This window comes from Rhodoglobus sp. G.S.23 (genome assembly GCF_056675935.1).
Window position 1 is genome coordinate 885,295 of the sequence record NZ_CM155237.1, and the last position, 11,372, is coordinate 896,666.

13 protein-coding genes are annotated in these 11,372 nt (G+C 60.5%); 7 read left to right on the plus strand and 6 right to left on the minus strand.

All coding sequences use genetic code 11. From position 1 onward, the window contains the following. Positions 1-4: 4 nt before the first annotated feature. Positions 5-1,018, minus strand: coding sequence for an endonuclease/exonuclease/phosphatase family protein (locus AC1ENN_RS04260; RefSeq protein WP_480406747.1), 1,014 nt, complete (start codon positions 1,016-1,018; stop codon positions 5-7). A 33-nt stretch (positions 1,019-1,051) separates the two neighbouring features. Here AC1ENN_RS04260 and AC1ENN_RS04265 point away from each other — a divergent pair, with 33 nt between their 5' ends. Both AC1ENN_RS04265 and AC1ENN_RS04270 read left to right on the plus strand, forming a co-directional pair. Then, positions 1,052-1,918 (plus strand): PHP domain-containing protein, encoded by an 867-nt coding sequence (locus AC1ENN_RS04265; RefSeq protein WP_449648616.1) that lies wholly within the window; start codon positions 1,052-1,054, stop codon positions 1,916-1,918. A gap of 58 nt (positions 1,919-1,976) precedes the next feature. Next, entirely contained in the window at positions 1,977-3,149 is a 1,173-nt protein-coding gene (locus AC1ENN_RS04270; protein ID WP_480406748.1) for a MalY/PatB family protein, read from the plus strand. Here AC1ENN_RS04270 and AC1ENN_RS04275 read toward each other — a convergent pair. Further along, positions 3,146-3,850, minus strand: a complete 705-nt coding sequence (locus AC1ENN_RS04275; protein WP_449648614.1) for a TetR/AcrR family transcriptional regulator — start codon at positions 3,848-3,850, stop codon at positions 3,146-3,148. The two genes, AC1ENN_RS04270 and AC1ENN_RS04275, sit on opposite strands and share 4 nt — an antisense overlap. 87 nt (positions 3,851-3,937) lie before the next feature. Between AC1ENN_RS04275 and AC1ENN_RS04280 the strand changes: the two genes are divergently transcribed. From AC1ENN_RS04280 to AC1ENN_RS04290, 3 genes are all read left to right on the plus strand, one after another. Further along, positions 3,938-4,675 (plus strand): NAD(P)-dependent oxidoreductase, encoded by a 738-nt coding sequence (locus AC1ENN_RS04280; RefSeq protein WP_449648613.1) that lies wholly within the window; start codon positions 3,938-3,940, stop codon positions 4,673-4,675. Between the two features lie 65 nt (positions 4,676-4,740). Continuing rightward, positions 4,741-5,139 (plus strand): hypothetical protein, encoded by a 399-nt coding sequence (locus AC1ENN_RS04285; protein ID WP_449648612.1) that lies wholly within the window; start codon positions 4,741-4,743, stop codon positions 5,137-5,139. A gap of 68 nt (positions 5,140-5,207) precedes the next feature. Next, positions 5,208-6,161 (plus strand): L-lactate dehydrogenase, encoded by a 954-nt coding sequence (locus AC1ENN_RS04290; protein ID WP_449648611.1) that lies wholly within the window; start codon positions 5,208-5,210, stop codon positions 6,159-6,161. On the opposite strand, the gene AC1ENN_RS04295 is transcribed toward AC1ENN_RS04290, so the two are convergent. Next, complete coding sequence (locus tag AC1ENN_RS04295; RefSeq protein WP_480406749.1) at positions 6,109-6,810, minus strand: hypothetical protein; 702 nt, start codon at positions 6,808-6,810, stop codon at positions 6,109-6,111. The two genes, AC1ENN_RS04290 and AC1ENN_RS04295, sit on opposite strands and share 53 nt — an antisense overlap. Before the next feature lie 183 nt (positions 6,811-6,993). On the opposite strand from AC1ENN_RS04295, the gene AC1ENN_RS04300 reads away from it, so the two are divergent. Next, positions 6,994-8,328, plus strand: coding sequence for an MFS transporter (locus AC1ENN_RS04300; protein WP_480406928.1), 1,335 nt, complete (start codon positions 6,994-6,996; stop codon positions 8,326-8,328). 70 nt (positions 8,329-8,398) lie between these two features. On the opposite strand, the gene AC1ENN_RS04305 is transcribed toward AC1ENN_RS04300, so the two are convergent. Continuing rightward, entirely contained in the window at positions 8,399-9,916 is a 1,518-nt protein-coding gene (locus tag AC1ENN_RS04305; RefSeq protein WP_480406750.1) for a DEAD/DEAH box helicase, read from the minus strand. A gap of 175 nt (positions 9,917-10,091) precedes the next feature. Between AC1ENN_RS04305 and AC1ENN_RS04310 the strand changes: the two genes are divergently transcribed. Next, entirely contained in the window at positions 10,092-10,808 is a 717-nt protein-coding gene (locus AC1ENN_RS04310; protein ID WP_480406751.1) for a ferritin-like fold-containing protein, read from the plus strand. Positions 10,809-10,816: 8 nt separating this feature from the next. On the opposite strand, the gene AC1ENN_RS04315 is transcribed toward AC1ENN_RS04310, so the two are convergent. Then, positions 10,817-11,107 carry a hypothetical protein gene (locus AC1ENN_RS04315; RefSeq protein WP_449648607.1) on the minus strand — a complete coding sequence of 97 codons (291 nt, stop codon included), beginning with the start codon at positions 11,105-11,107 and terminating at the stop codon, positions 10,817-10,819. Position 11,108: 1 nt separating this feature from the next. Continuing rightward, positions 11,109-11,333 carry a DUF3107 domain-containing protein gene (locus tag AC1ENN_RS04320; protein ID WP_449625159.1) on the minus strand — a complete coding sequence of 75 codons (225 nt, stop codon included), beginning with the start codon at positions 11,331-11,333 and terminating at the stop codon, positions 11,109-11,111. Between the last annotated feature and the right edge of the window lie 39 nt (positions 11,334-11,372).

The window sequence follows — 11,372 nt, forward strand, 5'->3', positions numbered from 1 at the left end:
TGGGCTATCGGGTTGACGAGAGGGTGGCGAGAACGGGCCGATGGTCGCTGCCATCGCCGTCATTCGATTCGACGACGCGCATCCCGATAACTGTCCACTCGCTCGAAGCCATGACGTGGTCGATGGGTGCTCCGAGCAGCGCAGGAAGTTGTGTTGGCCAGGTGCCAATCGCCGCATTGTCGGTCACGGATGCGGCATCTGTGCAGCTACCGAGCGCAAAGTCGGCGCCGTCGGTGAGCGAGGCATAGTGGTCAATTGTTGAGTTGAAGTCGCCAGCCAAAATGACATTGCTCGCACGGCATTGCTCTGCCAGCCAGTCGAGGTCACTGCGCCAATTGGCCATTTCGCCGCTGATCGGCGCAACAGCGTGCACCGCAATGAACGTCGGGCCGTCGCCGTCTTGCGGTACCGCGACCACGCTGGGGAGTGTCGACGTGGTGCGGGTAGAAAGGTCAACGTCGTATTCGCCCAAATCGACGCTAATCAGAATTGTTGTTGAGCGGGATTTCGAGATCTCGTCATAGGCGAGCGTGTGAACCCACATGGGGTGGTTGGCCGCTGACATCAATTGGGCGATTTCGATGCCAAGCTCGCGAGTAGTTTCCGGAAGGGTCACCACATCCGCATCGTTAGCGAGTGCCAGTTCGGCGATTGTGGCAGCACCGGGCGCATCGCCGAGAGTGTTCCATGAAAGTACGGTGACATCGCCTTCGGCCTTGGTCTCGAATCCCGGGCTACCGAAACCGCGCGTCGCGAGTACAACAAGACTGAGTGCGCTGAAGGCGAGAGCAACGACGGCGAGGGATGCAGTGAAGCGGTGAAGTCGAACTGACAGTAGGGAGATCAATGTCAGCCCCAGAACAGCAACAAAGGCAACGGCGGCAGCGAGTCCGCGCAGGGAAACTACCTGCGCGATAATCGCAGTCTGTTCGAGGGAAAACAGCTGGGGCCAGGCCGCGACGACGAGGGTGGCGGCGATGGCGACGATAAAGACCGCCGAAAGGATGCGTGGAAACATAGCGACCCGAGCCTAGAGCAATAGGCTTGCACAATGCGCAACACACCGATCGACCTGCACACTCACAGTGCGGTGTCTGACGGCACCGAAACCCCCACCCAGCTGATTCGGTCCGCCAAGAGAGCTGGGCTCGGCACTGTCGCGCTCACTGACCACGATTCAACGGCGGGGTGGCAGGAGGCGATCGCCGCGGCCACGACGGCGGGAATCAACGTAATACCGGGCATGGAGTTGAGTACCAACTATGGCCCAGCAAGTGTGCACGTTCTTGCCTACCTCTTTGACCCGCTCGACCGCACGATCATCACCGAAACAGCACGCATTCGGGATGGACGCCTGCGCAGAGCAGAGCGCATCGTCGAGAAAATCTCTCGGGACTATGACCTGACCTGGGATGACGTGCTCGCCGAGTCATCTGACGGAACCACTCTTGGTCGCCCGCATATTGCCGACGCGCTCGTTCGCAAAGGGCACGTCGCCAACCGCAGCGCCGCCTTTGAGAGCATCCTGCACTGGCAAGGGGGCTACTACGAGAAGTATTACGCCCCGAGTCCGCTCGAGGGAGTGAAGATGATCGTCGCTGCCGGGGGAGTGCCCGTGCTCGCGCATCCGGCCGCCCACGGAAAATACCGGTCAATGGATGACTCGGTCATCCGCGATCTCGTTGACAATGGGTTGTTTGGGCTTGAGGTGTACCACCGCGATAACTCAGAAGAGGGCAAAGCGTGGTTGCTCACGGTCGTCAAAAAGTTTGGTCTCGAAATCACCGGCTCCAGCGACTACCACGGTGAGGGAAAGCCCAACCGACTAGCCGAGAACACCACTGAACCTGACGTTCTCGAGAAACTCATTGCGCGCGCGACCGGCTCGAAGCCGTTCATCGCTGCCGCCGGCTCGTAGCGACGAGCCAGCCGTATCCATTGTCATTTACCGAATTCACCCTTGAGCAGGAGACGCCATGACCAGCAACGCCGAACAGTGGAATGCCCTCACCCCCGAAATCCTCCGCAGCAGGGGAAGCAACAAGTGGACCGCGCCCGAAGGTGAGCTGCTGTGCGCTGGAGTTGCTGAGATGGACTTCGGCACAGCACCAGCAGTGCTCGACGAGTGGGCGGCTATCGCCGATCGTTTCGGCTTCGGCTACCCCGACGAGTCGGTCGCGCTCGAAATGAACGCGGCAACAGCCAAGTGGCACCGTGAGCAGTACGGCTGGGAGCTCGATGCTGCTGACGTGCACCCTCTCCCTGACGTGCTCAAGGGGCTCGAACTTGCCATTACGAAGTTCAGTGCGCCAGGAGCCGCGGTCATCGTGCCGACTCCCGCCTACATGCCGTTCCTGGCTGTGCCGAGGGACTTCGGCCGCGAGGTCATCGAGTCGCCCATGCTGCGTGGCGACGATGGCAGCTTTGCTCTCGACCTCAACGACATCGCCAGCCACTTCGCCGACGGCGCTAACCTGCTCATTCTCGCCAACCCCGGCAACCCCACCGGCAAGGTGTACTCCCGCGACGAACTGGTGGCGCTCGCCGCGGTTGCTGACGCCCACGGTGCGCGCATTTTCAGCGACGAGATTCACTCGCCCCTCGCCCTCTTCGGCAACAAGCACGTGCCTCTGGCGAGTGTGTCGGATGCCGGTGCGCGTGCCGCGATCACCGCTACCAGTACGTCGAAGGCTTTCAATCTGCCCGGGCTCAAGTGTGCGCAGATCATCCTCAGCAACGACGCCGACCGCGCACAGTGGGAGTCGCTGAGCTGGCTCGCGACGCACGGCGCCAGCACGCCAGGGATGAAGCTCAACACGGCCGCCTACCTTCGTGGTGAGCCGTGGCTGCTCGAGGTGCGCGAGTACATTGAGGGCAACATTGAGTACGCTGGGGCGGCGCTCGCTGAGCTGTTGCCTGAGGCCCGCATGGCTCCCATGCAGGGCACCTATTTGGCGTGGCTTGATTTGCGCGCCTACTCGGATGAGTCAGAACTTGCGGAAATGCTGGCCGAGAAGGCGGGCATCCGAGTCAATGGAGGTGTGGGGTACGGCGCTGTCGGCGCTGGCCACATTCGCGTGAACTTGGCGACGTCTCGCCCGATTCTTGAGCGCATTATCGCGCAGCTTGCTGCGGCAATGACTGCCTAGCGGCTGGTGGCTTCCTCGCCCCAGCCGGGGAGCGGCAGTCGCTGTTCGAGAGAGTTGAGGATGAGGTCGAGACCGATCTCAAATTCGTTGGCGTAGCTGTAGCCGGGGAGTAATGCGTGTCCGACGGCCATCTCCGTCAGGTGCGGAAATTCACCGGCGGGCATCTCGGTGACGATTGCCTCGGCAACTTCGGTGAGTTCTTCTGAGGTGTCGAATGGCAGGCTGAGCTCTTGCATGACGAAGCCGTAAATGTAGCTGTCGAGAGCGGAGAAGGCGTGTGCGGTGCCGGCGATGGAGAAGCCACCGGCGCGGAGCACACCGATGACGGCGTCGTGGTGGCGAAGAGTGGCGAGCCCAGGATCTCGACGCGAGTCCATGAGGCCGATCGCCCAGCGGTGGCGAATGAGAGCGTCTCGGGCCGAGAGTGCGCGGTCATGCATGGCAGCGCGCCAGCCGTTCTCACTGGTTGGCAACGCGATTTCGGCAAAGACGAGGTCGACGAGGCCCGTGAGGATCGCCTCTTTATTGGGCACGTGATAGTAGATCGACATCGCTTCGACGCCGAGACGATCCGCGAGTTTACGCATCGTGAGGGCCTCGGAGCCTTCAGCGTCGGCGAGCTCTAGGGCGGCGAGGAGAACGGCCTGACGCGTGATGGGCGTGCGTTTCTTGGTTGGTCGTGCTCGATTCGAGTCTGCCACGCGAATTCTCCTGGTCGGTTTGGGGGTATTGACTATCTTACTGCGTAAGGTTAACTTACAACGTAAGGTTAATGTGAGAGGATCACCATGAGCACGTCAGCCAGTAGCCGTCCAACACCGCCACCAGCACGCAAGCGGGTGTGCATCGTCGGAATCTCCGGAAAGCTCGGTCAATATCTGGCCGCCCACGCACTCGATCGCGGCTATGAGGTCGTTGGAGTGTGTCGCCAGAAGAGCGTGGCGAAACTCGACCACTTCGGCAACCGCATCACCGTGATTGCTGGTGAGACCTCTGATCGCAGCGTTATCGAACGCGCCGTAGCAGGTTGTAGCGCCGTGCTTACCGTGCTCGCGCCGTGGGGTGTGCGCGACTATTCATCCCGCACAGCGCAAGCCGTGCTCGACTTTGCGCAACCAGATGCTCGCCTGATCTTCTCGTGTGGCTGGCACGTGCGTGCGAGCGCAAACGACGTCTACTCGCGTAAGTTCCTCGCGACCGTTGCCATCGCATCCTGGCTCGCCAAGTTGGTGCGCGCTGTCGACATCGCCGACCAGTCTCGTGCAGCCGAACGCATCTTCGCGAGCGACACCCGCTGGACGCTCGTGCGCGGGAGCGACCTTGAGGAAGGCGAGAGTGAGGGACTGCCAGTGTGGAGTTCTGCCATTGGAGACCCCATTCTCGAGAGCAACCTCACACGCCGAACCGACTTTGCCCTCTTCATGGTGGAGGCGATCACCAATGACGCCCTCATCGGCCAAGCGCCAGCAATCGTCGGATGCCGCAGCGAATCCGCCGTGGCACACGCTTCGTCCGCGCACGCATAGCTGCAGCCGCTAACCTCGCGCGGGCGGAAAGCTCGGAAAGGGTGATTATCTGTCATGATCGCATTATGCAACATGCGCTCAGAAAGATAGCTGGCTATTTCTTGCTGTGCGTTGTCGCCACCATTCCAGCGATTGCAATTCTCTTTCTGTATCTAAGCCCGGTTATGGGCCTGCTCTATATGATCGCTGTTCAGCAGGAGCGCATCGAGGGCCCCTCAGGATCATGGCTCCTCATATTCCTCCTTTGGTACTGGCCTGTCATGCTCGCGGGAACGACTGCGTTGCTGTTCGCAACTGCTCTGGTGTTATCGCGTCGGGCGAAGTCAAGCGAACCCGAAATGATCGACGGACCGGCCCAGAAGTTGACCAGACGGAGTCTGCAATTCCGTGTCATTGCACTTTTGTATGCGCTCCTGGCGGGCATCGCTGTTGTCTACAATCTCCTTCCCCCTTCGTTCGAGTAGCGCGCCCACGTCAACGCCTTCACGAACTTCGTGAGGCGACCGAGAGCGCTGCGTGCCACACTGATCGCATGAGCGTTGTCGAGAACTCCAAACTGACCATCGTGGGCGCCGGCAGCGTCGGCGCGAGTGCTGCTTACGCGGCCCTGATCCGGGGATCCGCTCGGCAGATTGCGCTCTACGACATAGCGACCAAGAAGGTGGATGCCGAAGTACTCGACCTCGCCCACGGCACCCAGTTCACAGGGTCGAGCCAGATCATCGGCGGAAGCGACATTTCGGTGGCGGCAGGCTCGCACGTTGTTGTCATCACGGCTGGTGCGAAGCAGAACCCGGGCCAGACTCGACTTGAGCTTGCCGATGTCAATGCTCGGATGCTCGGCACTATCATTCCCCAGCTGATCGAGGTAGCTCCGAACGCGATCTATGTCATCGTCACGAACCCGTGTGATGTTCTTACGGTGCTTGCCCAAGAACAGTCTGGTCTCCCGCCTGAGCGCATTTTTGCGTCGGGAACCGTGCTCGATACTTCGCGACTGCGGTGGAAGCTCGCCGAGCGTGCCGGGGTCTCGCCATCCAGCGTTCACGCGTCAATCATTGGAGAGCACGGTGATTCGGAGTTCCCGCTGTGGTCCCGGGCAACGATCGGCGGGGTCCCGGTTCTTGAATGGGAGTGCGAAGGTCACCCGCGTATGACGCAGGAGGAACTCGACGACATTGCCATCGGCGTCCGCGATGCCGCCTACAAGGTGATCGAAGGCAAGGGTGCGACGAACTACGCGATCGGCTTGTCTTCGGCTCACATCGTCGAGGCGATCCTGGGAGACAAGCGTTCCGTCATGCCGGTCGCGCCAGTGCTCACCGATTTCCACGGGCTCAGTGGTGTTGCCCTCTCGGTGCCATGCATCGTGAGCGCTTCTGGCGTAACGCCGATCAAGGAGACAACGTTTAGCGAGAACGAGCTGCGACTGCTCACCGAGTCCGCGACCGGGCTCCGACGGGTAGCCGACTCGCTACGACAGTAGGGGTGGCGTTGCCATCGACGATGGCGCGACAATCTTCGATTGCGCTCCGGAGCAGTTGCCGCATTCGCTGGTCTGCTCGGGGCGAGCAGCCTTCAGCGATGCCAACCACAGCTGTGCGGATGATGGAGTCTGTCATGCACGTAACGGCACGACCGTGCCCCTCAACGCGGTACTGAGCACTGAACTTTTTCGCCCACTGTTCGGCTGCCGGTGCTTGCGCAAACGCGGAAGCAACATCGCTGGCGAGCGTAGCCCCGAGGAAGGGTTCGAGCTCAGCCAATCGTGCCTGCGTTGAGATGATTCCCACTGCCAGTGCCCGTTGACGCCCCTCGCTGGCGACGGGGAGCGCCATAGTTGCGGCGCGAAGCGCGATGCGGAGCTGTATGCGAGGGTCCGCGCTGGTCACTCCGATCACCGAAGGGATGAGTTCGGCCAGTTCTGAACGCTCGCGGTCAGAGGTGCAGTCATTGACCATTCGCGCTAACAGGGCGAGTGCCGGATGGGTGCATGGCGGATGGTCGCTCCACTTTTCTCCGGCAAGGTATGAGGCGAACTCCATGAAACATCCACCCCGGCGTGGGTTTCGGTGACGTCCGGCCGAAAGAACGGGCATGAAGTCTGGTGAAGCGTTCTTCTGTTGCACCGGCATAGTTCTCCTCCTTGGCTACCGTGCGCTGAGGAACTTTTTTCTATTGTGCGCCTGTTATTCCGATAAAACCAGTGCCCCGTTTGCCGCTGCACAATGCGGCGAGATGTGTAAAATCAGCAAATGGTTGAGTTCAACGAAACCTCATCCGACACGACCCCCGCTCGAGGACCGGTGCCCGGTGGGATGACAACATTTCTGCAGATTCTCGTCAATACTGCAGTAGCAAATATCACCACGAGTTACTTGTGGTTTGCGCTGACTTTCTGGGTCTATCTTGAGACGAGGTCGGTGCTCGCAACGGGCATTATTGGCGGCGCCTACATGCTTCTGGTTGCGGCATTTTCGATGGTCTTCGGCACCATTGTTGATCGACACCGCAAGCACACCGTCATGCTCTTCGCCGGTATGGTCACGCTCGTGGCGTTCGGCATCGCGGGAACTCTCTACGCGATCTTTCCCGAGTCTGTTCTGCTCAACCTCGGCGGGCCCATGTATTGGATCTTTGCCGGCATTGTCCTCTTCGGTGCTGTCATCGAAAACATGCGTAATATCGCACTCTCGACAACTGTGACCCTGTTGGTTCCTCGCGAGCGCCACGCCAACGCCAATGGCATGGTTGGCACGGTTCAGGGCCTCTCCTTTTTGGTGACGAGCGTGTTCAGCGGGCTCTCGATTGGAATACTCGGGATGGGCTGGACTTTGGTTATTGCCATCGCGCTGTCGGCTGCCGCCCTCATCCATCTCACGGTGTTGCGCATTCCGGAAGACAAGCCGGAACCCGAGGAAGGCGGGCGCTCACCACTCGTCGACCTGCGGGGGAGTATCACCGCCGTTCGCGCCGCTACCGGGCTCTTTGCGCTCATCATTTTCTCGACATTCAACAACCTCATCGGCGGCGTCTACATTGCGCTCATGGACCCCTACGGACTTGAACTATTTCCTGTGGAGCTGTGGGGAATTGTGCTCGGCGTATCGTCGAGTGGATTCATCATCGGCGGACTGCTCGTCGCCAAGTTCGGGCTGGGGCGCAACCCCATCCGAACCATGCTGTTTCTCGTTGGCCTCATGGGGATTCTCGGGGCCATGTTCACGATCCGCGACTGGTGGTGGCTTTATGCTGGCGGCATCCTCCTTTACATGACTCTGGTTCCTGCGGTTGAAGCAGCAGAGCAGACCGTCATTCAGAAGATCGTGCCGTACCGCACGCAGGGCAGAGTATTTGGATTCGCCCAAGCCTTCGAAGCAGCTGCGGCGCCGATTACAGCATTCGCGATCGCACCCATCGCCCAATTTCTCATCATCCCGTACATGGATTCTCAGAACGGACAGAATGCCTTCAGGTGGCTACTCGGCGACGGAGCCGCACGCGGAATCGCTCTCGTCTTCCTCATCGCGGGATCGCTCATGGTGGTAGTCGCGGTCGTCGCCTTCTCCACAAAGTCGTATCGATTCCTCTCGAAGCAATACGCCGGAACAACGCAATCGGTGCCTGCTACCGAACCGCTGGAGCACAACTGAGCGGGTGACACCAACGCAGAAAGCCCCACGCGAGGTGGGGCTTTCTGATTAACCGTGAGTCTTGAGCGACCTAAGCGGTGGGAGGCGCGGTAGGTGCGCCTTCGTTTCCGCCACGGCGACGACGAGTGCGCTTGCGGCGCGCCGGTGCTCCACCATCGTGGGTGCCGCCACCCTCAGGGCGAACGTTCTCGTCGGAGGTACGCGCACTAGAAACAGAACCACTATCGCTGTGGGAAGACGAGTCAGATCCGGCAGCTCGTGAACGGCTGCGGGGCGGTCGCGACGAGGCTTCGCCTGAGCGCTGCGAGTCGCGGCCTCGACCATTACCTGAACCGGACCCGGAACGGCCACCAGCGTTTGCCCCCGAGCCACCCGTCGCAGCCGCGCGCACTACCGGTGCGTGCGAGCCGGGCAGGCGGCCCTTGGTTCCCTCAGGGATGTCGAGGTCGCTGAAAAGGTGCGGGCTCGACGAGTAGGTCTCGGTCGGCTCAGGGATGCCCATCTCGAGCGCCTTGTTGATGTGCGTCCACTTGAGCATGTCTGCCCAGTCCACGAACGTGACAGCAACACCGGTCTTGCCTGCGCGACCGGTACGGCCAGCGCGGTGCAGGTAGGTGTCGTGGTCGTCGGGGATGGTGTGGTTGATCACGTGGGTAACGTCGTTGACGTCGATGCCTCGTGCCGCAACATCCGTCGCGATAAGAATGTCTTTCTTGCCAGCCTTGAACGCAGCCATGGCGCGCTCACGCTGCTCTTGGTTGAGGTCACCGTGCACGGCAGCAGCGTTGAAGCCGCGGTCGTTCAGCTCTTCAACAAGCTTGGCAGCAGCACGCTTGGTGCGCGTGAAGACAACAGTCTTGCCGCGGCCCTCGGCCTGCAGGATGCGCGCGATGACCTCGTCTTTGTCGAGGTTGTGCGCGCGGTAAACGACGTGCTTGATGTTCTTCTGCGTCAGGCCCTCATCGGGGTCGGTGGCGCGGATGTGAATGGGCTTGTTCATGAAGCGACGAGCGAGAGCCACGATCGGGCCTGGCATCGTTGCGGAGAACAGCATCGTGTGACGAGTAGGAGGCGTCTGCGCGAACAGCTTCTCGATGTCGGCGAGGAAGCCGAGGTCGAGCATCTTGTCTGCCTCATCCAAGACCATCACCTTGATGTCTTTCAGCGACAGCATGCGCTGGCTGGCGAGGTCGAGCAAACGACCGGGCGTGCCGACGATGACCTGCGCGCCGGCCTTGATCTGTTCGACCTGGCCCTCGTAGGCCTTGCCGCCGTAGATCGCGGCAATCTTGGTTGACCGGTTCGATGCTGCAAGAACGAGGTCTTCGGCAACCTGAACACACAGTTCACGAGTCGGAACGACGATGAGCGCTTTTACGCCTGGCTCAGGATCGAGGCCAAGCGACTGCAATACGGGGAGGCCGAAGCCGAGCGTCTTGCCGGTACCGGTCTTTGCTTGCCCAATGATGTCTTGGCCGGCAAGACCCATGGGGATGGTTTGAGTTTGGATGGGGAAAGGTTCGATGATGCCCTTGGTGGCAAGAGCATCGACCATGTCCTGATCGATATTGAGTTCTGAGAAAGTCACGTATGAAGCCCGTCTAGGTGCGATGCGCCCTTTTTGACCTGGGGCGCCGGACCCCCTCCAGATTCGGGGGGATGCCCGAAGTTTAGCGGGTCGGACTGGGCTGAAGCCGTGAAGCGAGGCGGCGAGGCGAGTCGTTGCAGCGGCACCTAGCACAAACACGCTCTAAGCTAGCTGCGTGGTTAAGTGGTTTTCACGCAAGTCAGGACGCATCGAAGTGCCTCGCCTTCGGTCACGTTCCCACGATTTGCCGACCGAAAAAATAGCGCTAGCGGAGTTCGCTCCCGACATCCTCGGGTTCTTGGGGCGTGCGGCTTACGTGCAACTCATGATCTTTGAAAATCTGTCCAGGGTCATCACCAACGCCCCAACAACTGCAGCCAAAACTGCCATCGGCAAAGCAGCAGAACTGTCTCTGGGCAAGCACCGCGCTCTCGTCGCCGAAATTGTTAAAGCTGGCGGATCGCCGGCAGAAGTGATGGATCCGTTCACCGAAGCATTCGACCAGTTCGAGCGGGTCGCCCGCGGTGCCGACTGGTACGAGGCAATGATTACGGCCTACTTGAGTGCCGGATTCTTCGATGATTTCTATGCGCGACTCGCTGCGGGCCTTCCCACAGAGTCGCACACACGCCTCGTCGCTATCTTCTCGGGAGAATCTGGCGAGAAAGTGCTTGCGGAATACCTCCAGGCAGCGATCGACGCCAACCCGAGACTCGACTCTCGCCTAGCAATGTGGGGTCGGCGGCTCGTCGGCGACATGATGCTCGCTGCGCGGTCAGCTCTTGTTTTCCCCGATCACACGCGATCGACCGAGGCACAGGTTGAGCCGGTCTTCACCGAACTCATTGCCGCTCACACCCGCAGAATGGATGCGCTCGGCCTTACTGCCTAGCGAATGATCTAGCCGCGGGCCAAGTCGTCGAACGCGCGAGCATCCGCCGCTTCACGGTAGCGAGGAAGCAGCAGTGCGGTAGCGAGAGCTGCACCGCCACCGGCTACGAGGCTAATAACCCAGATCCAGGTGCCATCAAAGGTGAGCCCGATCCACACGAGAGCAACCCACACGGTTGCTGTGACGGCGGCACCGACAGCAGGCAGCAGTGCGGAACCGTACAGGCCGCGTGATGGCAACATGTAACGCAAAATTGCGGCGATCGACGCACCGATGACGGTGACGAAGAGCAGTTCCACGCTAGGCCACGAATCCGACGCGGCGAGATTCTTCTTCGCCGAGTTCGACGTAGGCGACAGCCACGGTCGGAACGATGTAGAGCTTGCCTTTGGCGTCGCGCAGGCTCACATACTTGGCGTCCGAGTTCAATGCCTCGGCAATGATCGACTCAACCTCGCTCGACGACTGTGCCGACTCAAAGTTGATCTCACGGGGGCTGTTGTTGATACCGATGCTTATGTCCACACGCCAAGATTACGACACAACCAGAGTCGGTGAATGTCC